The organism is Streptomyces sp. NPDC002602, from assembly GCF_042889445.1.
Taxonomy (GTDB): Bacteria; Actinomycetota; Actinomycetes; order Streptomycetales; family Streptomycetaceae; genus Streptomyces.
Genome location: NZ_JBIAQX010000008.1, coordinates 18,496 through 39,106, shown reverse-complemented (window position 1 = coordinate 39,106; position 20,611 = coordinate 18,496). Strand labels below are relative to the sequence as shown.

Genomic DNA, 20,611 nt, shown 5'->3' with positions numbered 1-20,611 from the left:
CCGAGGAGGGAGCCCCGGCAGTGACGTTTCCTCCCGTCTTCGCGCCGGTACGAACCGGATGCCCGACGAACCGGATGCCCGAAGAACCGTATCCACCGAGCGACCGCATGGGGGTGACCACGTGAAACATGACGACGAGCTGCACGCCCTCATCGGCGCCTACGCCCTCGACGCACTCACCGGTGACGAACACGACCGCTTCACCCGACACCTGCGGGACTGCGAGGCGTGCCGCACCGAACTACCCGGTTTTCTGGACACGGCCGGTCGCCTCGCGACGGCCGTCGCACACACCCCTCCCGAACATCTCAAGGAGGCGGTGCTCCACCGGATCGACTCGGTCCGCCGGCTTCCCCCTCGGGTACCGGAACCCGTCACGCCCACGGGGGCCTTCGCCCTCGCCCGGGGCAAGGCCTGGGGCTACGGGATCGCCGCGGGCATCGCCGCCGCGGCCGTTCTCGGGGGCGTCACGGTGTGGGAGGGCCGGCAGGCGGAGCAGGCCCACGAACAGGCGCTGCGACTGGACTCCCGCAACCGCGACCTGAGCGCGGTCATCACCGCGTCCGACGCCCGTACCGTGCGCGGCGCTCTCGGCACCGGGGCCACCGCCACGCTCGTGACCTCCCGGGAACGCGGTCGAGCCGTCGTGATCGCCGATCGGCTGCCCCCGCCCCCGCAGGGCAGGACGTACCAACTCTGGTTCTCCGACGGGGGAACCATGCGGCCGGCCGGACACATCGACCGCAGCGGCGCCGTCCTGTTGACGGGCGACATCGGCGCGGCCACCGCCGTCGGCGTCACCCTGGAACCCGCGGGCGGATCCCCGCGACCCACCGGCAGTCCGCTGCTCCTGCTGAGCCTCCCCGCCTGAGGGAAACAAGCGGAAAGCAACAACCGGAGCGTCCGTACCAATCCGCTCCGGCGGGGCCTCCGAAGAACGGAAGAAACTCCCCCCGACCCGTCCGCACCCGCGAAGGCCTCCCATGACGACCTCGACGCCCCGCCCCACCACATTCGTCCGCGGCACCGCGCCCGCTCACCCCACGACGACGTCCGCCACGGGCCGGCCCGCGGCGGACGTCCCGCAGCACCGACCGGGCGAACCCTCCCTCTGGCCGGACGTCCACCGTCTGCCACCGGCCTCGGCCGCGCGCACAGCCGTGGCCAAGGCCCTGTTGCGCCGCGCGTTCGATCGCATGCCCCTCTCCCTGAGGAGCGACACCTCCCCGACGAGCGATGCCCACGCCCCCCGGGGACCGGAGCCCTCCCTCGTCCTGCACGACCCGGACGCCTTTCACCGCCGGATCGGCGCCGACGGACTCATCGGATTCGGCGAGTCCTACATGGCCGGTGAATGGGACAGCGACGATCTCGTCGCGGCACTGACCGTGCTCGCCTCACACGTCGACGCACTGGTGCCCGCCCCCCTGGCGGAGTTGCGCCGCGCGTGGATACGTCGCCGCCCCCACGCACACCGCAACACCCCCGTGGGCGCCCGCCGGAACATCCAGCGGCACTACGACCTCTCCAACGACCTCTTCGAACTCTTCCTCGACCCGAGCATGACCTACTCCTCGGCCCTCTTCACCGCGTTCCCCGCGCGGCAGGAATCGCTGGAGGACGCCCAACACCGCAAGATCGACCGCCTGCTCGACCTCGCGTCGGTCGGCCCCGGGACCCGCCTGCTGGAGATCGGCACCGGCTGGGGCGAACTCGCCCTGCGGGCCGCCGCCCGGGGCGCCGACGTCGTGACGATCACCCTCTCCACCGAGCAGCGCGAACTCGCCCGCCGCCGCGTCGCCGCCGCCGGCCACTCGAACCGCGTCAGCGTCGAACTGTGCGACTACCGCGACGTCCGGGGCACGTACGACGCCATCGTGAGCGTCGAGATGATCGAGGCCGTAGGCGCCGAGTACTGGCCCGCGTACTTCGACACCCTGCGCTCGGCACTGGCCCCCGGAGGCCGCATCGCGCTCCAGGCCATCACCATGGCCCACGACCGGATGCTCGCCACCGCCCAGAGCCACACCTGGATCAGCAAGTACATCTTCCCCGGCGGCCTCATCCCCTCCCGCGAGGCCATCCGCACCGAAGCGGCGCGGGCGGGCCTGAGCGTCACCGCCGACCACGGTTTCGGCGAGCACTACGCCGAAACCCTGAGGCTGTGGCGCGAACGGTTCACCAGCCACGGCACCCGGGTCACGGAACTCGGCTTCGACCACGTCTTCCAGCGCATGTGGGAGCTCTATCTCGCCTACTCCGAGGCCGGGTTCCGCTCGCGCTACCTCGACGTACGGCACATCCTCCTCACCGAGGACGGCGCCCACTGACCGGCCCCACTGACCGGCCTGCGCGACATCGGCGCCACGTCGCCGTGCCCCGGGCCCTTCCGCGCCCCGGTCGACACCCCGGGGGACGCGGAGGACGATGAGGGAGACGGGTGCCTCACCGCCCGGTACGCCGGCCGCACGCACACGCTGTCGCCGGTGTACGCCGGTCGCGACGGCCGGCGAGCACGAGCGGGCGAGTGGGAAGCGGGCGAGGACGGGTGCCGGACGTACGGCGCCGTCCCGTCGGCCGCGGCACCCTGCCGAGGGGGTCATGCACGACGTTCCCTGACACCGCGGGAGAACCAACGATGAAATGCGCAGCGAAGAAGAGGAGCCGTGCCCGGGCCTGCCGTTCGCTCCTCGCGGCCCTGGTGTTGTCGGGTGGTGCGCTGGCCGGCGCGGGATCGGCCGTGGCCGCCGACCAGGCGACGCCTCAACGTGCCCCCGCCGCACAGTGCAAGGGCGGACAGCTGACGGTCAGCGCGACCTCGGGAACCGGTCAGGCACGGGTCACCGTCGTCAACAAGGGCCCCAAGGCGTGCGTGCTCTCGGGCTTCCCCACCATCGCTCTCGCCGGCCAGGGCGCACCCGACCGGAACAAGCCCCTCAACGTCTCCCGGACCGGCAGCGCGAAGCCCGTACAACTCGCGGTCGGCGGCCGGGCCGCGTCCCAACTCACCTTCCCACCGGTCCTCGGCGAGGCCGACGGCTACTGCGCCTCCGGCGCCAAGCCGTTCGCCGCGCCCACGATGGTCGTCGGCGTCGCCGGCGCCAAGACCCAGATCGCCCCGAGCGACGGCGGCAACTTCGCGATCTGCGGCAACAGCGTCCGCGCCACCGCCTTCCGCGCGGCCTGACGCAGAGCCGCCCACCCGCCCACGCTTCCCCCGCCCACGCCCCGAACGGCCGCGGGCGGGGGAAGCCCGTGCGTGCCCGTGAACGCGGGCGCGGTCAGGGTCTGTCGTGCCAGGAGAGCGCCGAGATCCGCCAGCCCGCCGGGGTGCGGACGAACTGGAGGGTCTTGGTACCCCCACCCTCGAACGGTTCGCCGTCCAGGATCCCGGACTTGCGGTACTCCCCGAACCGCGACGCGATGTCACCGGTGATCTCGGTCCGTTCGGAGGTCTCCCATTCGGAGAACTCCACCAACCGCCCGCCGCCCAGCAGTCTGCGGCGGGGTGCGATGAACTCCTCGACGGTGTAGACGGTGAACTCGGGACCGGTCTTCACGATCACACCGCCCGGGAGGACGAGCCGACGGATCCGCTCCACGTCGGCGGGCTTGCCGCCCCGGTTGTCGAAGGCGCCGAAGAACTCGGCTGTCAGCAGGTCGATCTCGATGCGCGACACGGTGCGACGGTAACAAGCAACAGCCCCCGCGCACAGGGGCCGTGCCCCCGACGATCCGCGCGCACGAAGCGCCGTCCCGGCCTGCCGGGAGGAGGCCGTCGACTCGCCGGGGGTGGGGCCGGTGGTGCGGTGGGTGCTTCCGGCCCCGGCGCCCCGGGTCGGTCCTCCCACCGTCGGGTGGGGCCTCAGAGCGAGCCGACGACCTTGCGCGGGGTCACGCGGAGGACCACGCGCGGGGCGTCGTCCTTGGAGGCCGGGTTGAAATCGGCGTACTCCTTGCCCGTGTACTTGCGGGAGAGCGCGTCGATCAGTTCCTGCCCGCCTTCGGTGGTGAGGGAGACGGTGCCCCGCACCTCGGCGTACGTGTAGGGGGCGTTGGGCGGGTTGATGATGACCGTGGCTCGCGGGTCGCGGCGAAGGTTCGCCTCCTTGCGACGGCCGACGGTGGTGGAGATCAACAGGTCGTCGCCGTCACGGGCCAACCAGGTGACGGAGAGCTGCGGGCTGCCGTCGGGCTGGATCGTGGCCACCGTCGCGAAGACCGGGGTGTCGTCGATCAGCTTCTTGAGGTCGTCGGAGAGTGCTTCTGACACGGGACGGGTTCCTTTCCCACGGTGAGCGCTGTCGTCGAAGATCAGCGAGAACAGCCTGCGGACGCCTGTGGTCCGCGGCAAGCCGGGCGGCGGCCGTGAAAGGCCGGTTGCCGGGTACGTGACGGGCGGTCGCCGGGCGGGTGACGGCCACGATCGCGCCCCGGGACCGGGCGGAGCCGTACGGGCCGGCGGACGCGCGCTGTTGCCCGGCATCCGCCGTGTTCACTCGGACGAGTGAGCGGCCCGCCGCCCCGAGGGACGCGGGCCGCCACCGCTCACGCCTGGATCAGCTGGGCGACGTTGTGCGGGTCCAGGCCGGTGAGCTGGACGATCCGGGGCGCGGGAATGCCGGCGGTCAGGGCCCGGTGGACGAGCGCTTCCCAGTCCTCGGTCGTGTGCTTGTACTCCAACAGCTCGGCTTCCATGTGCGTGACCGACGGGGACGCGCATTCCTGGTGCACGCGCGCCGTCTCGTCCTCGCTCAGCGGGACGGGAAGCCGCTCCGCGTCCTCGGGAATGAGCACGTCCGACCCGGCCGGCAGGATCCTGACGTGCTCCGAGGACTCCGACGTGCCGTGGGCCTGCAGCCATCCGTGGACGGCGGGAGTCTCGGCGCACTCCAGGGGCATGACGGCGGCCAGGGCCGCCCCGAGCCGCGGGTGTCGCTCGGGGAGCAGGAACAGGTAGGCGTCATCGGCCATTTCGCAATCTCGCTTTACTCTCGATCCGGCATACCGGGAAACGGGGGGAAACGGGGGAGCGACCTCGGACCTCGTGGTCACAGGGGCAGGACGGCGAGGATGGTCTTTCCCTCCCCCGGCACGAGGGTGACGGCCAGGGTGCGGCAGTAGTGGCGGACCATGTGCCAGCCGAAACCGCCTGTGCGTCCGGCGAAGTCGGGGGTGCGCTCCTGGGGGAGTTCGGAGCTGTTGTCACTCACCGCGACGCTCACACTGTCAGGCCCCGAACTCAGCTGGAGGGTGTAGTGGCCGCCACCGTGCCGCAGGGCGTTGGTGGTGAGTTCGGAGACCACGAGCTGGAGGGCGTCCGAGGTGTCCGCCGGCGCGGCGGGATCGAGACTGGCGGCGTAGACGCGGGCGACGTCGCGGGCCCGGGCGATCCCGGCCGCGCTGTCGTCCTCGATCACCAGATCAGCGGGGACTGACGTGTCTGTCGCCTTCATGTCGTTCATGCGCGCACACCCACCTTGTCGGTTCGACCGTCGGACCCTACGTGTTCCCCGAGTGAGATCCTTTACACACAGTGACGTCGGATTGCCGAACCGGATCGTTCACGGAACCACTGACCGCGGGGAGACGCGGAACCGACCGCCGGGGGTCGGGGCCGGTGGCCGACCGCACACGAAGTCTGCGTCCTGGCATCGTCCCGCCACCGGCCGGCGGTGTCGAACGGGCCCCGGGAAGCCGGAAGCCCCGCGACGCCGGTCGTTCGGCGACCGCGGGGCTCCCGGCGGGCTCGGTGTGCTCGGGGCTCGTCGTGCTCGGAGCCGGTGTGCTCGGAGTCGGTGTGCTCAGAGTCGGTCGAGCACGCTTCCCAGGTCCACGAACTTGAAGCCGGTGGCCTCCCGCTCCGTGTCCGCCGGGGTGTCCCGGCCGTCCTGGACGACGAGCAGACCGCGCGGGAAGCGCCTGCCCAGGGGGGCGTTGAGCGCCGCCGCCCCGTCACACTGCTCCGAGCCGTCGAGCGTGGCGTTCGCCGCCGACACGCGGAAGCCGCCCTCGTACGCGTTGTGCTCGTCGACCTCCCGGTCGTAGACCGCGAAGGTGTCGTCGCCCTGGCTGGACGCGAGCAGGTGGCCGTCGCCTCCGCGCCCCGTGACCAGGGTCAGTCCCTCGACGTCCGCGGCGAGCCGGCGGCCGCCGAAGCCCGGGTCGGCGCCTGCGACGCACTCCTCGGACTTTTCGTCGTACACCCCGGGGACGCCGTACTCGCGGACCTTGTCGATCAGCTTCGGCGTGCCGGTGAGGTCGGCGGGCAGCCGCCAGATGCCCACGTCCTCCTGGCCCGCGTACAGGACCCCGTTGGCCGGGTCGACGACCATGCCCTCGACCTGGGGGAGTTCCCCGGGCTCGGCGCAGGGGCTCCATGCCTTGCCGTTCGGCAGCCGGAACGTGGAGGGCAGGTCGAGCGTGCGGACCGTGCGGTAGGTAACGGTGCCGGCAGCCGTCGGGGTGAGTTCCAGGAGGGCGAGCCGGGTCTGGTTGCGGCGGCTGACCAGCGCGTACGAGCGACCGGTGCGGGCATCGGTCCAGGTGGCGAGACCGTAGGCGGTCCGCTGCTCGTTGATGTCGGCCTGATCCGTGGAGAACACCGGCGGGGCGCTCGGATCGGTCACGTCGACCAGCGGGCCGCCGGGCCGGCCGGCCCGCACCCGGTACACCCGCAGCCGGTCGTTCCCGCGGTCCGTGGTCACGGCCACGTCGGCCCGGCCGCCGGACAGGCGCAGGCCGTGCACGAGGTCGACGTTGTTGAAACGCCCGGGGGCGTCGCCCGGCGCGCCCGTGGAGGGCGCGGCGACCGCCTGGACCTGGCGGGCGTCGAGGTCGTAGACGCGCAGCCCGCCCTCCTTCGCGGTGGCGATGACCAGGCTCCGATCAGGATCGGCGGGGTTGCGCCAGATCGCGGGATCGTCGGCGTTGGCATTGCCGCCGGCCTCGTCGTCGTACAGGGTGGCCGTCTCCGACCGCGGGGTGACGGAGGGCAGGGGGCGCGCGGCCTGTGCCTGCTGCGGCGCCGCCGCGGTCAGGACGACGAGCGCGGCAGCGACGACGGATGCCGCGTGCAGACGGCGCGGAGGGGTCACGGGAACTCCAGACTGTCAGGTACATGAACAGGGTGAGGGTCGAACGGCCACACGACCTCGCGGCCTACGCGACCCGGCCGCCGGGCGTCCGCGCGGTGAACACGGCACGGCGTCCCCGACGGTCCCGCACACCACCGGATGACGGCGCTCCCAGCGGGTAGACGCCGGGGCGGAGGCCTACGACCGTGAAGCTCAGTGACTGGATGATCACCGCCGGTGAACGCGGCAACCCCGCGACCCGGCTCGACGCACGCCACCCCGACGGAGCCGCCTGGACCCGCGGGAACCAGGTACGCCCCCTGGTGCACGGCGCCACCTACTTCGCCGAACTGCTGGCAGGGATCCGGGCCCAGCGCGCGGGCGACCTGCTGCTGTTCACGGACTGGCGCGGCGACCCCGACGAGCGGCTCGACGGCCCCGGCACGGAGATCGGCACCGTACTGGGCGAGGCCGCGCGGCGCGGTGTCATCGTCAAAGGGCTGATCTGGCGCTCCCACCTGGACGGGCTCCAGTTCAGCGAGACCGAGAACCGACACCTCGGCGAGGAGATCGAGGAGGCCGGCGGCGAGTGCCTGCTCGACATGCGGGTACGTCCCGGGGGATCCCACCACCAGAAACTCGTCGTCCTGCGCCACCCCGGGCGCCCCCACCTCGACGTCGCGTACGTCGGCGGCATCGACCTCTGCCACGGCCGCAACGACGACGCTTCGCACGGCGGCGACCCCCAGGCGCCGCCCTTCGCCTCCGCGTACGGCGCCCGCCCGCCGTGGCACGACGTGCAACTGGCCGTCCGGGGCCCCGCCGTCGGCGACATCGAGGCCGGGTTCCGGGAACGTTGGTGCGACCCCGGACCCCTCAGCCGCAGCCCGACGGTCAGGCTGCGCGCGCTCCTCAACCGAGAGGACACGGTGGCGGACCGCCTCCCCCCTCAACTGCCCGACCCCCGACCGTGCGGAACCCAGGCCGTACAGATCCTGCGCACCTACCCCAACCGCCTCTGGCGGGGCTACCCCTTCGCGCCCGACGGCGAACGCAGCATCGCCCGCAGCTACCTCAAGGCACTGCGGCGGGCGCGGGCACTGATCTACCTGGAGGACCAGTACCTGTGGTCCCCGAAGGTGGTCGAGTCCTTCGCCCAGGCGCTGCGCGACAACCCGGAACTGCGCCTGATCGCCGTGATCCCCACGGTCCCCGAGCAGGACGGACGGGTCACGCTGCCGATGAACCTCGTCGGACGGCTCACCGCGCTGGAGGCGCTGCGAAGCGCGAGCGCCGACCGCGTCGCGGTCTACGGACTGGAGAACCACGCCGGGACTCCCGTGTACGTGCACGCCAAGGTCTGCGTGATCGACGACGTCTGGGCCTCGGTCGGATCGGACAACGTGAACCTCCGCTCCTGGACGCACGACTCCGAACTCAACTGCGCCGTGCTGGACGAGACCGCCGACGTCCGCCCGCCGCTCGACCCCGGAGGCCTCGGGGACGGTGCCCGCCGCCACGCCAGGGACCTGCGGCTGGAACTCTCGCTCGAACACCTCGACGCCGCGGCCCCCGACTCACGGTACTCGGCCGACCTCGTGTGTGACCCGGTCGCCGCCTTCGACGCGTTCGCTTCGAGCGCCGCCGCACTCGACGCGTGGCACGACGGCGGTGGCCGGGGCCCCCGGCCGGCGGGCCGCCTGCGGGCCTACCGCCCGCCCGACCTGTCGCGCACCACGCGTGGGGGCGTCATGCCGTTGTACCGCCTGTTCGTCGACCCCGACGGCCGTCCGTTCGGGCTCAGGCGCCGCAACGCGTACTGAGGGCGAAATGGCCCGAAGGCCGGCCTCAGACGCCCCGCGGCGTCCCCGACCCGGTGAGTGCGGCGTGGACCGCTTCCGGGTCCTCCTGGGCGCGGTATCGCAAGTGCCAGGTCAGGGCGTCGTCGTACGGGCGCCCGTGTCGTCGCCCATCGCGACGCCCGCCCGGGGCAGGACCACCTTCATGACGCCGCCCCCTCGGACCCGGCGCGCAGGCCGGTGGCCAGGCCCGGGTAGTGGCGGACCAGACCCTCGGCGTCGAACTCCACGTCGGCGGTGAACGAGCCGGAGGCGTAACGGACCCGGTGGCCGCCCAGCGGCGTGTACACCTGCTGCGACGGCGTCACGACGAGATCGGGAACGGACACCCAGGCCATCAGGAACGGCCGCTCCGGGGCGCCCGCGTCCGTGAGGTGGAGCCCGTGCCGCAGCACGGGCATGGTGTTCGTCAGCGGACACAGGCCGAGATCGCAGTCGAGGGCGCCGTCGAACTCCTCCCGCGGCTGCCCGTCGACCGTCCATCTCCCGGCCTCGTCCCGGCGCAGGTCGAGTTCACGCGTCGCGGCACCGGGACCGGGGCCGTCGACGGTGACGTGGAGCGCCCGGGTGACGAAGCGGGGACCGGTCACGAGCCGGTACGTGACCCAGTACGGCCCCTCCACCAGTCCCAGCGCCCGGCCCCGCGCCCGGAGGCGGTCCGCCTCGAACCGCCCCCACACGGTGTCGTATCCGCCGGAGGCGGTGACCTGCCAGGTGCGAGTGAAGTGTGCGGATTCGTCCATGGGGAAGATCCTCGCGCACGCCGCGACCGCGGTGCCAGGGCACCACGCGCGCGCCGGCCGAACCCCTTCCCGGCGGGGGAGGGTCCGGCCGGGGGAGTCCGTTCCGTTCCCTCACAGGGCGCCGGCCGAGGCGTGGGCCGGGGGAGGGGAGCCGCCGGGCGAGGCCGCGGCCTGCGCGTGCGGGAGGTCGAGTTGGGCTTCCATGTCGTCGAGCGCGCCGCGCATCGCCGCGATCCGCAGCCGCAGTGCATCGGCCGGCTCCGCCCCCGCGGCGCCGATCCCGACCGGTGGGCTCGACGCGTCGGCCGTGTGCGCGGCGCTCTCCCGCAGGGCCTCGGCCGCCTCCATCTCGCGTGCTTCCTCAAGGGAGTTGAGGACGACTCCGATCAGCACGTTGACGAGCACGAACGAGGCGAGCAGGACGTAGGAGGCGTAGTACAGGATGCTGAAGGGGGAGACGGCCAACCCGGCGTGCACGGCGTCGCCCAGACCCTCCAGCGTCATCAGGAGGAAGAGGGTCAGCCCGGCGCGGCCGAGGGAGCCGTAGTGCTGGGGGTCGTGCCCGGCGAAGCAGATCCAGCCGATCATCGCGTACACGTAGAGGATCAGCGCACCGACGAACAGGAAGCTGACGGTGCCGGGCAGGCTGCGGCCCACGGCGACCAACAGGACGCGCAACTGCGGCATGAACCGTGCGGTGCGCAGTACGCGCGCCAGCCGCAGGAGCCTCAGCAGGGTGGTGTTCTCCCTGAGGAACGGCACGAAGGCGGAGGAGACGACCAGCAGGTCGAACACGTTCCAGGGGTCACGGAAGAAAGCTTTCGGTCGATCGGCGTGCGCACCCAGGCGGACCAGCATCTCGAGGGTGAACGCGATCACGCAGAACTGTTCGGCCAAATGGAGTACGGGCCCGTAGTCGACGGAGAGGCCGCTGTACGTCTCGACGCCCAGCAGCGCGGCGTTGAGGAGGATCACCGCGAACACGCCGATCGAGAACGGCGGCGCCTCGCACACCTCACGGCACCGCGCGGCCAGTCTCCTGCGTCCCGCGTCCACCGCGGTGGGGTCGGTCATCGTGCTCCTCGTGCAATCCGGCGGCGCCCCGGCCGGCCGCCGCTTCGCGTCGCGACGAACGCCGGGGCGATGATCATGTTCCGGCTCGTGTAACGCCGGCCGGCCTGAATCGAGACGCCTTGGGGCGGCACATCGCCCGATCGGGGTGCGCGGGCCACTGCTCGGCGGTGGAGGTCACACCCAACCCGGGGCCGGGATCGGCCTGATGCGGGGCGGCGCCGGAGTCGTACGGGTTTGGCCCGGCGGTATGGGGTGAGACGAGAGGGGACCCCAGGAGAAAGGGAAGCGCAATGAGTGTGGTGGCTCTTCTGGTCGCACCGATGATCCTTGCCGCCGTCCTGGCCTACCAGGGCGGCAGTCGGGCCCGGCACCGGGCCCGCTGAGTTCCCCGGGTCGGCGCCGCGCCGTGCGTGGACCGCCCGATGTCCCATCGGTTCACCGCCGGCGCGTGAGACCTCAGGCCTTCGCGCGGCCGGCGGTGAACACCTTGGCCGACGCCGTCAGGCGAAGGCCTTCCAACGTGTCGATCTGTTCCTGGGCCCGGTCCAGCAGCCCCTGCAGTCGGTCCTCGTCGAGTCCGGGCTGCCCCGGCGCCACCACGAGGAGCGTCGCCCACAGGCAGGCCTTGCCCTCGGTGCCCAGCCTCAACGCCTCCACCTCGACCAGCCTGCTCAGGCCCGAGCGCCGCACCAGGCGCCCGTTGAGCTTCAGCCGCGCGACCCGCTCTCCCGCCCAGCCCGCGAGGACCTTGTGGCGGCGGGGTGCGTGACCGAGCGCGTGCATGATGGCCAGGAGGTCGTGCCGGTCCTGGGCGATCTCGTTCGCGAGCCGCGCCAGCTCCGCCCCGCGGGGCGAGCGCCGATGCGCGCGGGCGATGCGTCGGGCGAGCCCGACGCCGGCCGTGGAGCCCGCCAGGTGGTCGTTGAGGTAGATCCCGAGCATCTGCCCGTGCATGCGTGGTGCTCCTTCGGTCCGGGAACGGCCACGGCGATGCATGCCCACTGCGGCGGCCCGCGCAGCGCGGTACTGCGCCACCCGGTGCCGCTTCCACTCGAACGGCGGTCCGGTCGGAGCGCCGACCGGACCGCCCTCAGGCGTCGAGGTGTGACGCGGTCGGACCTATTTCCCCAGTTCACGCAGGGCCGCGGCCGGGGTGGCGCGCTCCGGGCCACCCTCTGTCGTGTGGCGCTGCCGCCAGTACGGATTGTCGTGCGGCAGCTTGCTGGAGACCCGCCCGTACATCCCGAACGTCATGATCAGCAGTCCCATGAGGAAGCTGAACACGACATTGCTCATGCCGAAGCCGAGCACGTTGGCCGGCTTGTCGAGCACGAAGAGGTGGGCGAAGCCGCTCAGCACGAACAGGCCGCCGACGATCATGTTCAGGATCGAGGCGAAGTTTCCCCCGATGAGGGCGCCCACGACCAGTGCCAGCCCCACGGCCAGCGAGATCGCGCTGAGCGTGGCGTTCGTCGTCATGCCGGCGATCCGCCCGCCCGAGGTGTCGAACGGACTCAGCGCGTCCGCGAAGCCGAGGGCGCTGAAGGCCAGCAGGATCAGACCACAGACGAGCGCGCCGTAGCGGTAGACCCCGGCGAGTTTGTGATCCACGGGTAGTTCGTCCTTGAGCTGCATGGTTCTCGCCTCTCGCGTGCGGGGAGCCGTGCGGGGGAGATGCCGACGGTCGGCAGTGGTCCCGAAACGTCTGTGCCTCAGCCTGGACCCCATGCGGCCGGCTGTCCACTTGCATCGATTTTGCCTAGGTTTGTTCGACCAGGCATGCCCATGACCCGCGCCGGCGCAGGGCCGTGCGGGGCACACGGGAAGCCGGATGACCGGCAGGGGTGGGATCAGAATCCGGCGATGCGGGCGGCGAAGAACGCCGCGAAGAGCACCGCCCCGAAGGCGATGAGGGCCAACAGGGCCCGCGGGTGCTCGAAGATGCCGCCGTCGGCCCGTTCCTGGTGGGCCTCGGCGATGGAACCCTCGCCGGGAGGGGTCTCTCCCGGGGGGACGCGTCGATCGGACATGGTGTCTTCCTGTCCAGGTGAGGACGGACCGGTGACTGAGGTCCCGGCTGTCGTCCTTGTCTCCACCATGGACGCCCGGGCCCCACCCCGCACACCGCGTCGATCGTGCAGCGGTTGAACCGACCGCAGGCCGGTGGCGCCGGGGCGGAAACAGTCCGGCCCCCCGACGCGAACGTCGAGGGGCCGGACCTTTCGTAGCGGGGACAGGATTTGAACCTGCGACCTCTGGGTTATGAGCCCAGCGAGCTACCGAGCTGCTCCACCCCGCGTCGGTGAACCCCACTGTACGCGACGCACGGCCCGCCCCCCGCCACGGTGCACCGCGGCAGCGGCGTCGTGTGCGGGACAGGCCGTGTTCCCGGGTGCCGGCGTCGGGTGGGGCGGACGGCGTGCCGCCGTCCCGTCCGTGCCCGGGGGCCGCTGGTTCGGACAGTGGCCGCCGGGGGCTTGGCCGAACTCCGGACGGGGGGAACACCCGGAGCCCGGCGCCGCGTGCGACGGGACGGCGGCATCGCGCCGGTCGGCGGGCGCGCGGCCGGGGGGACGGGCACGCGCGCCTACCGATCTCGACGGGTTGCCGCACCACTCGAGCGGCAACCCGCCGCACCACGCGTATGACCCGTCCGGCATGAGGTAAACCCGCTCGTGGGGCAAACACGTTCTCCCGCCCCCCACTTGACGGCCAGAGCGGCAGGAGCCGACCGACACGTGCCCGCCACCGGGACCGGACACCGCGACCCGGCAAACCCTCCCGGCCACAGCACTGGTGACGACGGGACGACGGGCATCGTCGAGCACGTCATCGCCGAGGACGCGGAACCGTCGCAGGTGATCGTCACCCGGACCCTGCTGTACTGACCGGACGCACCGCACTGATCGGACACCTCGCGGCGGCGCGCCCCCGGGCCGGGTCGCGCACGACGCCCACCCCGCCGGGCCGCGTTGACAGCCGACCGGGTGGCGTGCGACAAAGATCCCTGGTCGTGGACCCGGCAGACGCTCCGTCGCGCACCGCTCCACCCGCCGTGCGCGCCCTGTCCGCCCGAGCTGACAGAACGCGCGCAATCCACTGTGCCGACAGGCCCGGACACGGGAATGATTACCCCGACCGACTTCACCGCATCACCGAACGGACGTCTGACTTGACGATCATTCCCGGCTCGCGCGTCCCCGGTAGAACCTGGACGATCCGCCTCACCGGCCACGCCGACCACACCGTCACCCTCACCTGCAGCACCCCCACCTGCCGCATGCCTCCCCGGTCCCGGGACACCAACGCCATGCGCCGCTTCGCCGCCGAGCACGCCCGGGCGCACGCCCGGCTGGTCACCGTCCAGCCGCAGGCCGACTGCGCCTGCCGCGCGGCCGAGTGCTCGCTCCACGAGGACACCCGGGCGAGCTGTTTCGGCGCCCCCATGCTGTTGCTCGTCCACAACCCGGCCATCGGTCAGGTCTGGACGCTGGCCGAGATCTGCCAGGCCTGCGCACCCCTCATCTCCCATGTCGCCGTCCTCGGGCGGGCCGAGCGCCCCCTGACCGCAGCGGCCACCCCCGCGACCGCTCCTCCCGGCCCCGCGCCGACCCGGCCCGTCGTGCCGGGGGGATTCTCCAACCCGGAGCCGGCACCCGAATCGACCGCGAAGCGCCGCCGCCCCCGCTACGGCGGCCCCACCCGACTCCCGCGCTGACCGGCCGGCGCGCTCCGCCCGCCCGGGAGAGGCAGTACGCGCGTCTCGACCGGAACGACACCGCGCCGGCGCCGGACACCGATCGACGGCGCCGGAGATCCGACCGGCGCCCACGGAGCGCATGACTCGGCCCCGCCGGGTAACACGGCGTCAATGAGGAACGAACGCGGCGCTGCCGCCAGACGCGGCGGCATCCTGCTGCTTCTCCCCGTGCAAGTCGCCCTGATGACGGGCCTGGGCCTGCTCATCACCGTTCCGTTGGCAGGCCGGTGGCCGCTGTCGGCGGAGGACGGCGTCAACCGCGCCCTCGCCTCGCATCGCGGCGAACCCGCCACGGAGCTCTCGGAGTGGCTCTCCCTGCTGGCCAGTACCCAGAGCGTGATCGGTCTGAGCCTCCTGTGCGTCGCGGCACTGCTGTTGCTGCCCCGTGTGGCGTGGCGGAGGGAAGCGGCGTTCCTGGCCCTGTCCGTCGCGGCGCAATCGGCCGTCTTTCTCCTCGTCACGCTCGTCGTCGAGCGCTCCCGTCCCGACGTGCCCCATCTGGATCCGGCTCCGCCGACGTCCAGTTTCCCTTCCGGTCACGTCGGGGCCGCCACCGCGCTGTTCGGAGGACTGGCCACGATCGCGGCCACCCGGCTGCACGGCATCCGACGCGTCCTCGCGGTCGGCGCACTGGCCTTGATCCCCGTCGCCGTGGCCCTCTCCCGGCTGTACCGGGGGATGCACCATCCCTCCGACGTACTGGGCGGCCTGCTCAACGGCGCCTGCACGCTGTTCGTCGTGGGATACGCGCTGCTCCTCCCCGCCCACACCCGACGGCACGACGCGCCCCGCTCGGGTACGGCCCGCGGTGCCGCGCTCCCCGCGACCCGCACTCCGGCCGACGCCGCCATCGACACCGACACCGACGCCGAGGGTCTCGGGGCGGGGCGGGTCGTGGTGGTCCGCCATCCGCACTCCTGCGACGAGGAGTTGGCCGAGCGGGTGCGTTCCGTCCTGAGTCACCGGGGCCACGACGACCAGGTGTGGACACCGACTTCGGCCGACGACCCCAGTGGTGGGCTCGCCGCGCGGATCGGCGACACCGGGACGACCCTGGTCGTGGCCTGCGGTGGCGACGGCACCGTCCGCGCCTGCGCCGAGGTGCTCGCCGGTACGGACATCGCGTTGGCCGTCGTCCCCTGCGGAACCGGCAACCTCCTCGCCCGCAACCTGCGGCTCCCCGCGGATCCGGCGGAGGCACTGGACGCCGCCCTGTCCGGGAGGACCGCCCGCATCGACATGGGCAGGCTGAGCGGCGACGGGCTCGAACCCGCCCGCTTCACGGTGATGGCGGGCGCCGGCCTGGACGCGGCCATGGTCCGGGACGCCTCGGACCGGCTCAAGGAGCGGGTGGGCTGGGCCGCGTACGTGGTGTCGGCCTTCGGCCACCTCCGCGACCCCAGGATGCGCCTCTCGATTCGGCTCGACGACGGCGCCGAGCTGGAGCGACGGGCCCGCATGGTCGTCATCGGCAACGTCGGCACCCTTCAGGGCGGGCTGCCGCTCCTGCCGGACGCCCGCCCCGACAGCGGTCGCCTGGACATGGTGCTGCTCGACCCGCGCGGAGCCGCCGGATGGCTCGTCGCGGCCGGGCACGTCCTGTTCCGCACCCTGCCCGGCCGGGCATCCACCGTGACCCGCACACCCGCCGGCGCCGTGGCCGGCGGCGCCCTGGAGTACTTCAACGCCGCGCGGATCGACATCCGTTTCAGCAAGCCGCAACCGCGCGAGCTCGACGGCGACACCGTCGCCTCGGGTGCCCACCTGACCGCCGAGGTGGAACCGGGCGCGCTGCGGCTGTGCCTGCCGACACCGCGACCGCGCGTCGCCGCGAGCGTCTCGGAAGGCAGCGCCGTCACCACGGCCGGCTGAGCATGCGCGCGAGACGAAGACCTACGGACCTGCAACGGGGGGTTGGGACAGCATGGGCACAGCGACTCGGGTACCACAGCGCCGCGACGTGATGGCGGTGGAGGCGGAGCTGCGGATGGAGGGCGAGGAATTGTCCGCGGAGGAGGCGTGGGCCGCGTTGCGCCGCCACGGCGGATGGCGACTCGTACGGGACGCCTTCATGAGGTTCCGCTACGCCGACGGGTTCAGCCATTCCCGGGCGCTCGCGCTGCAGACCGTACTGTCGATCGTCCCCCTGGCCATCGCCGTCATAGGCCTCTCCAGCGTGCTGCACACCGAGGACATGGGTCGGATCGCCGAACTGACGATCCGGCGGCTCGCGAGCGGCCCCAGCCAGGACGTCGTGGACGACGCCCTGCTGCAGAGCCGCCGACAGGTCGGCGACGGCAGCCAGGCGGCGCTCTGGCTCGGACTGCTGTTCTCGGTGGTCAACATCACCACCAGCCTGTGCCAGGTGGAACGCGGGGCCAACCGCATCTACGGGGTGGAACGCGACCGCCCGTTCCTGCGCAAGTACACCCGGGGGCTGATGATGGCGGTACTGGCGGGACTGCCCCTCGGACTGAGCTTCGCCGTCACCGTCCTCGGCGCCGACCTCACCCGGGCCGTCGCGGAGGTCTACCAACTGAGTCCGACCACCACCCGGGTGTGGGAGATCCTGCGCTGGCCCGTCGGCGTCCTGCTGGCCGTGATCGCCACCAGCGCCATCTTCCGCCGCTCGCCGCGGCGCACCCAGCCCGGCTACACGTGGCTGGCCTTCGGCGCCGGCGTCTACCTGGCGCTGTGGCTGGCGGCGACCTGGGGACTGAGCCTCTACGTCGGGGCCAGCGGCTCCTTCAGCAACGTGTACGGACCCCTCAGCGCCTTCATGTCGCTGCTGCTCTGGTCCTACCTCACCTCGCTCGCCCTCTTCCTGGGCCTCGCTTTCGCCGCCCAACTGGAAGCGGTACGGGCCGGGGTGGCGGCCCCGGTCACGGACGACCCCGGGGTCTGACGAGATCACCCGCCACGCTTCCCGCACGGAAAGGAAACACCCCGACGATGGTTCAGCGCACCGGCCGAATGCGGCGACTTCTGGAGGGACTCACGTCCCGCCACTTCGGACCCGACACGAGATTCGGCGTGCGGCTGGTGGCGACGGTGGTCGTCACCACCGTGGTGGCCGTGCCCTTCGCCGTCGCCCTGGTCCTCGTCGAGTCAGGCTGGGCGCCCCTGTACCGCCTGGACCAGGCCACGGCCGAACGGCTCCACGACTCCGCGCTCGGCCGTCCCGGATGGGTGCGGGTGCTCGACTTCCTCACGAACGTCGTGTGGGGGCCGTTGACGATGCGTCTGTCGGTGGCCGTCCTGGTGGTGTGGCTCCTCCTGCGGGGCGCCCGGCGGCTGGCCGTGTGGGCGGCCGTCACCGCCATCGGGAGCGGCCTGTTGGGCCTGCTCACGAAGAACGTCGTCGAACGCGCGCGCCCCCACCTGCCCGACCCCGTCGCCGACGCGCCCGGCTTCTCCTTCCCCTCCGGGCACGCCATGACGGCGATGACCTCCTGCGCCGTGTTGCTGCTGGCCCTCCTCCCCCTGGTGCCCCGCAGGTGGCGGCCGCTGCCGTGGTTGCTCGCCGGCCTCACGGTGCTGGGCGTCGGCTACACGCGGGTCGCCCTCGGCGTGCACTGGGTGAGTGACGTGCTGGGGGGCTGGCTGCTGGGTCTGGCCGTGGTCACGGCGACCACGCTGGCCTTCGAGGCCTGGCGCTCCGACGTCGGTCGCGACCGCACCACGCCCGCGGAGGGCCTGGAACCCGAGATCGTCGGCGCCGACCCCGAACCGCCCGTGGACGTCCGACGGTTCTGAACGGGAGGCCCCGGGGACGCGCGTCGGCCCCGCCCGGGCGTTCCGGGCGGGGCCGAGCAGGACGGGCCGTACCGATGAGGGGCAGGCAGATGGGGTCAGGCCACGACAGCGGGGTCGCCCACGCCGTACGCCGTGTCCCACGGCGCCGGACCCGTGCCGGCCGACCAGTCGTCGAGCGCCTGCCGGTCGAAGCAGAGAATCCCGCACTGCTCGGCGTACTCGACGGCGGGCTGGGTGTACTCGCTCGTGGTCACCACAGCCGCGAGCTGGGCCTCGTGCACGGCGTAGCAGGTGCCGCCGAAGCGCTGCATGTCCTGGGAGCCGACCTTGTTGGTGGGGCCGTAGCGCTTGCACTGGATGACGACGCGGCGGCCGTCGGGGGCGGTGGCGAGGACATCGGCCCCCAGGTCCCCGGCCCCGCCCACGACCTGGACGTCTTGACACCCGTCCCGCTCGCAGAGGTCGGCGACGGCCTGCTCGAACTCGTACGCGTCCAGCAGGCCGTAGTCGACCCCGCGGACCTCGTACACCCGGGCCTGCGCGGCTGCCGCTTCCGCCGCCGCGGCGGCTTCGGCCTCGGCTGCCGCTGCCGCCGCTTCGGCCTCCGCCGTCTCGGCCGTCTCGACGGCGGTGGCGGCGGCGCACCGCAGGGTGCGCGCGGTGCGCCGTGCCGCCCTGCGGATCCGCAGGCGGCGCCGCGCGGGAGCCGAGCACCCGGCCACCGCCATGAAGGCGAGGACGACCAGTGCGGCGGCGAGGGGGTGCTCCCGGGCGGCGTCGGCCAGCACCCGCACGGTGAGGCCCGCGCCGCACACCGTCAGCGCGGCGATGACGAACCATCGGGCGGTGGACCGCGTGCTGAACCGGTACCGAGGTCTGGCGGTGCACTCGGGTCGGACGGGTATGGTCATCGGCGCGCGCCCCCTGGTCGTGGTCAAGATCGTTGGTGGCGTCTGCCCCACCCGCACCGCTTCAAGCGCGGGCCGGCCGCGATCACCGAGCGGGGGTCGAGGTCGGACCTGGTGCCGACACGGGCGGCGCGAGCCGCCATACTGGGGCGACTTTTAGGAGCATGGACATGACGGATCGAGATCTGGCACAGCACCCCGGCGGCGCGGACGTGGCGGGCCCGGACGTGGCGGACCCCGCCTCCCTCGCCGACCGGCGGATTCGTCGCATCCGCAGGCGCCTGGAGCGCCTCATCGGCGTGGCCGCGACCGAGGGGAACAGCGTGCTTCCCCTGCGCAACGGGGACGAGATCTTCACCGCGATGCTGGATCGGGTCGACTCGGCCCGCCACACGGTGGACATGATGACGTTCGTCTACTGGAAGGGCGACATCGCGCGCCGCTTCGCCGAGGCGCTCGCCGGCCGGGCCCGCGCGGGCGTCCGGGTGCGCCTGCTGCTGGACGGCTTCGGCAGCCGCCTCATAGAGGGCGAGCTGCTGGAGCGGATGAGCGATGCAGGCGTCGAGGTCGCCTGGTTCCGCAAGCCGCTCTACCTCTCGCCGCTGAAGCAGAACCACCGCTGCCACCGCAAGGTGCTGGTGGTGGACGAGGAGGTGGCCTTCACCGGGGGCGTCGGCATCGCCGAGGAGTGGTGCGGCGACGCGCGCAACCCGAAGGAGTGGCGCGACACCCACGTGGAACTCCGCGGACCGGCCGTCGACGGGATCGCGGCCGCCTTCGCCCAGAACTGGGCGGAGTGCCACGACGACCTCTTCGACGACCGTGACCGGTTCGTGGACCACAAGCCCGCCGGTGAGGCCATCGTCCAGGTGGTCCGCGGCTCGGCCAGCTTCGGCTGGCAGGACATGCAGACGCTGATGCGCGTCGTCCTGGAGTCGGCGGAGGAGCGGGTGCGTCTGGCCACCGCCTACTTCGCCCCCGACACCTATTTCGTGGAACTGCTGTGCGCGACGGCACACAGGGGTGTGGCGGTCCAGATCCTGCTGCCCGGGTCCCACACGGACAAGCGGGTGTGCCAGTTGGCGGGACAGCACCACTACGAGGCCCTGACCGCCGCGGGCGTGGAGATCTTCCAGTACCAACCGACGATGATGCACGCCAAGGTCATGACCATGGACGGCGTCGTCTCCCTGGTGGGATCGACGAACTTCAACCGACGCTCCCTCGACCACGACGAGGAGGTCATGCTCGCGGTGATGGACGTCGAGTTCACGAGTGTGCTCGACGCCCACTACGACCAGGACCTTGAGGTCAGTGACCGGATCAAGGCCGGCCGGTGGAAGCGGCGCTCGCTGCGTCAGCGCGCCCGCGAGACCGCCGTGCTGCCCATCCGCCGCTTCCTCTGACCCCGTCCTCGACGGCGGGGCCGGGCGGC

Annotated in this window: 21 protein-coding genes and 1 tRNA gene; 10 read left to right on the top strand and 12 right to left on the bottom strand. The window is 72.4% G+C overall.

Annotated features, from left to right (window positions below):
- The first annotated feature begins 121 nt into the window (after positions 1 to 121).
- From ACFYW3_RS22020 to ACFYW3_RS22010, 3 genes are all read left to right on the top strand, one after another.
- Positions 122 to 871, top strand: a complete 750-nt coding sequence (locus ACFYW3_RS22020; RefSeq protein WP_389387037.1) for an anti-sigma factor domain-containing protein — start codon at positions 122 to 124, stop codon at positions 869 to 871.
- A 112-nt stretch (positions 872 to 983) separates the two neighbouring features.
- Positions 984 to 2,330, top strand: a complete 1,347-nt coding sequence (locus ACFYW3_RS22015) for a class I SAM-dependent methyltransferase (RefSeq protein ID WP_389387036.1) — start codon at positions 984 to 986, stop codon at positions 2,328 to 2,330.
- 308 nt (positions 2,331 to 2,638) lie between these two features.
- The gene (locus ACFYW3_RS22010) at positions 2,639 to 3,187 is read left to right on the top strand and encodes a DUF4232 domain-containing protein (protein ID WP_351759241.1); all 549 of its coding nucleotides are present in this window, start codon (positions 2,639 to 2,641) and stop codon (positions 3,185 to 3,187) included.
- A gap of 94 nt (positions 3,188 to 3,281) precedes the next feature.
- On the opposite strand, the gene ACFYW3_RS22005 is transcribed toward ACFYW3_RS22010, so the two are convergent.
- The 5 genes from ACFYW3_RS22005 to ACFYW3_RS21985 form a co-directional block, all read right to left on the bottom strand.
- Positions 3,282 to 3,680, bottom strand: a complete 399-nt coding sequence (locus tag ACFYW3_RS22005) for a DUF4440 domain-containing protein (RefSeq protein ID WP_389387035.1) — start codon at positions 3,678 to 3,680, stop codon at positions 3,282 to 3,284.
- A 185-nt stretch (positions 3,681 to 3,865) separates the two neighbouring features.
- Positions 3,866 to 4,273, bottom strand: a complete 408-nt coding sequence (locus tag ACFYW3_RS22000; RefSeq protein ID WP_267800538.1) for a PPOX class F420-dependent oxidoreductase — start codon at positions 4,271 to 4,273, stop codon at positions 3,866 to 3,868.
- Positions 4,274 to 4,548: 275 nt separating this feature from the next.
- Positions 4,549 to 4,974: a DUF6003 family protein gene (locus ACFYW3_RS21995; protein WP_351759235.1), complete on the bottom strand. Its 426-nt coding sequence runs from the start codon at positions 4,972 to 4,974 to the stop codon at positions 4,549 to 4,551.
- Between the two features lie 77 nt (positions 4,975 to 5,051).
- On the bottom strand, positions 5,052 to 5,465 hold the full coding sequence (locus ACFYW3_RS21990) for an ATP-binding protein (protein ID WP_351759232.1): 414 nt from the start codon (positions 5,463 to 5,465) through the stop codon (positions 5,052 to 5,054).
- A gap of 339 nt (positions 5,466 to 5,804) precedes the next feature.
- Complete coding sequence (locus ACFYW3_RS21985; RefSeq protein ID WP_389387034.1) at positions 5,805 to 7,097, bottom strand: phytase; 1,293 nt, start codon at positions 7,095 to 7,097, stop codon at positions 5,805 to 5,807.
- Positions 7,098 to 7,282: 185 nt separating this feature from the next.
- Between ACFYW3_RS21985 and ACFYW3_RS21980 the strand changes: the two genes are divergently transcribed.
- Positions 7,283 to 8,899: a phospholipase D family protein gene (locus ACFYW3_RS21980; protein WP_389387033.1), complete on the top strand. Its 1,617-nt coding sequence runs from the start codon at positions 7,283 to 7,285 to the stop codon at positions 8,897 to 8,899.
- Positions 8,900 to 9,078: 179 nt separating this feature from the next.
- On the opposite strand, the gene ACFYW3_RS21975 is transcribed toward ACFYW3_RS21980, so the two are convergent.
- From ACFYW3_RS21975 to ACFYW3_RS21950, 6 genes are all read right to left on the bottom strand, one after another.
- Positions 9,079 to 9,678 carry a putative glycolipid-binding domain-containing protein gene (locus ACFYW3_RS21975; protein WP_389387032.1) on the bottom strand — a complete coding sequence of 200 codons (600 nt, stop codon included), beginning with the start codon at positions 9,676 to 9,678 and terminating at the stop codon, positions 9,079 to 9,081.
- Between the two features lie 111 nt (positions 9,679 to 9,789).
- Positions 9,790 to 10,752: an ion transporter gene (locus ACFYW3_RS21970; RefSeq protein WP_389387031.1), complete on the bottom strand. Its 963-nt coding sequence runs from the start codon at positions 10,750 to 10,752 to the stop codon at positions 9,790 to 9,792.
- Positions 10,753 to 11,208: 456 nt separating this feature from the next.
- Positions 11,209 to 11,706, bottom strand: a complete 498-nt coding sequence (locus tag ACFYW3_RS21965) for a hypothetical protein (RefSeq protein WP_351759220.1) — start codon at positions 11,704 to 11,706, stop codon at positions 11,209 to 11,211.
- Between the two features lie 165 nt (positions 11,707 to 11,871).
- Entirely contained in the window at positions 11,872 to 12,387 is a 516-nt protein-coding gene (locus tag ACFYW3_RS21960) for a DUF4383 domain-containing protein (protein WP_389387030.1), read from the bottom strand.
- Positions 12,388 to 12,602: 215 nt separating this feature from the next.
- On the bottom strand, positions 12,603 to 12,782 hold the full coding sequence (locus ACFYW3_RS21955; RefSeq protein WP_267800550.1) for a DUF6480 family protein: 180 nt from the start codon (positions 12,780 to 12,782) through the stop codon (positions 12,603 to 12,605).
- Positions 12,783 to 12,977: 195 nt separating this feature from the next.
- A tRNA-Met gene (locus tag ACFYW3_RS21950) sits at positions 12,978 to 13,051 on the bottom strand.
- A 439-nt stretch (positions 13,052 to 13,490) separates the two neighbouring features.
- On the opposite strand from ACFYW3_RS21950, the gene ACFYW3_RS21945 reads away from it, so the two are divergent.
- The 5 genes from ACFYW3_RS21945 (at position 13,491) to ACFYW3_RS21925 (ending at position 18,268) form a co-directional block, all read left to right on the top strand.
- Positions 13,491 to 13,640: a hypothetical protein gene (locus ACFYW3_RS21945; RefSeq protein ID WP_389387029.1), complete on the top strand. Its 150-nt coding sequence runs from the start codon at positions 13,491 to 13,493 to the stop codon at positions 13,638 to 13,640.
- A gap of 284 nt (positions 13,641 to 13,924) precedes the next feature.
- Positions 13,925 to 14,470: a hypothetical protein gene (locus tag ACFYW3_RS21940; RefSeq protein ID WP_389387028.1), complete on the top strand. Its 546-nt coding sequence runs from the start codon at positions 13,925 to 13,927 to the stop codon at positions 14,468 to 14,470.
- A 153-nt stretch (positions 14,471 to 14,623) separates the two neighbouring features.
- The gene (locus ACFYW3_RS21935) at positions 14,624 to 16,384 is read left to right on the top strand and encodes a diacylglycerol kinase family protein (protein ID WP_389387027.1); all 1,761 of its coding nucleotides are present in this window, start codon (positions 14,624 to 14,626) and stop codon (positions 16,382 to 16,384) included.
- A 52-nt stretch (positions 16,385 to 16,436) separates the two neighbouring features.
- Entirely contained in the window at positions 16,437 to 17,417 is a 981-nt protein-coding gene (locus ACFYW3_RS21930; RefSeq protein WP_351759205.1) for a YihY/virulence factor BrkB family protein, read from the top strand.
- Positions 17,418 to 17,485: 68 nt separating this feature from the next.
- A complete protein-coding gene (locus ACFYW3_RS21925; protein WP_389387181.1) occupies positions 17,486 to 18,268 on the top strand; it encodes a phosphatase PAP2 family protein in 783 nt (260 codons plus the stop codon).
- Between the two features lie 95 nt (positions 18,269 to 18,363).
- Here ACFYW3_RS21925 and ACFYW3_RS21920 read toward each other — a convergent pair whose 3' ends face one another.
- On the bottom strand, positions 18,364 to 19,179 hold the full coding sequence (locus ACFYW3_RS21920; protein WP_389387026.1) for a restriction endonuclease: 816 nt from the start codon (positions 19,177 to 19,179) through the stop codon (positions 18,364 to 18,366).
- A 167-nt stretch (positions 19,180 to 19,346) separates the two neighbouring features.
- Between ACFYW3_RS21920 and ACFYW3_RS21915 the strand changes: the two genes are divergently transcribed.
- Entirely contained in the window at positions 19,347 to 20,582 is a 1,236-nt protein-coding gene (locus tag ACFYW3_RS21915; protein ID WP_351759197.1) for a phospholipase D-like domain-containing protein, read from the top strand.
- Positions 20,583 to 20,611: the final 29 nt, after the last annotated feature.

Bases quoted from the DNA above. Each gene is read 5' to 3' on its own strand.
- ACFYW3_RS21935 (WP_389387027.1), top strand. From the start codon at position 14,624: ATGAGGAACGAACGCGGCGCTGCCGCCAGACGCGGCGGCATCCTGCTG.
- ACFYW3_RS21925 (WP_389387181.1), top strand. From the start codon at position 17,486: ATGCGGCGACTTCTGGAGGGACTCACGTCCCGCCACTTCGGACCCGAC.
- ACFYW3_RS21955 (WP_267800550.1), bottom strand. From the start codon at position 12,782: ATGTCCGATCGACGCGTCCCCCCGGGAGAGACCCCTCCCGGCGAGGGT.
- ACFYW3_RS21990 (WP_351759232.1), bottom strand. From the start codon at position 5,465: ATGAACGACATGAAGGCGACAGACACGTCAGTCCCCGCTGATCTGGTG.
- ACFYW3_RS21970 (WP_389387031.1), bottom strand. From the start codon at position 10,752: ATGACCGACCCCACCGCGGTGGACGCGGGACGCAGGAGACTGGCCGCG.
- ACFYW3_RS22015 (WP_389387036.1), top strand. From the start codon at position 984: ATGACGACCTCGACGCCCCGCCCCACCACATTCGTCCGCGGCACCGCG.
- ACFYW3_RS21920 (WP_389387026.1), bottom strand. From the start codon at position 19,179: ATGACCATACCCGTCCGACCCGAGTGCACCGCCAGACCTCGGTACCGG.
- ACFYW3_RS21995 (WP_351759235.1), bottom strand. From the start codon at position 4,974: ATGGCCGATGACGCCTACCTGTTCCTGCTCCCCGAGCGACACCCGCGG.
- ACFYW3_RS21975 (WP_389387032.1), bottom strand. From the start codon at position 9,678: ATGGACGAATCCGCACACTTCACTCGCACCTGGCAGGTCACCGCCTCC.
- ACFYW3_RS22010 (WP_351759241.1), top strand. From the start codon at position 2,639: ATGAAATGCGCAGCGAAGAAGAGGAGCCGTGCCCGGGCCTGCCGTTCG.
- ACFYW3_RS21915 (WP_351759197.1), top strand. From the start codon at position 19,347: ATGACGGATCGAGATCTGGCACAGCACCCCGGCGGCGCGGACGTGGCG.
- ACFYW3_RS21930 (WP_351759205.1), top strand. From the start codon at position 16,437: ATGGGCACAGCGACTCGGGTACCACAGCGCCGCGACGTGATGGCGGTG.
- ACFYW3_RS21965 (WP_351759220.1), bottom strand. From the start codon at position 11,706: ATGCACGGGCAGATGCTCGGGATCTACCTCAACGACCACCTGGCGGGC.
- ACFYW3_RS21960 (WP_389387030.1), bottom strand. From the start codon at position 12,387: ATGCAGCTCAAGGACGAACTACCCGTGGATCACAAACTCGCCGGGGTC.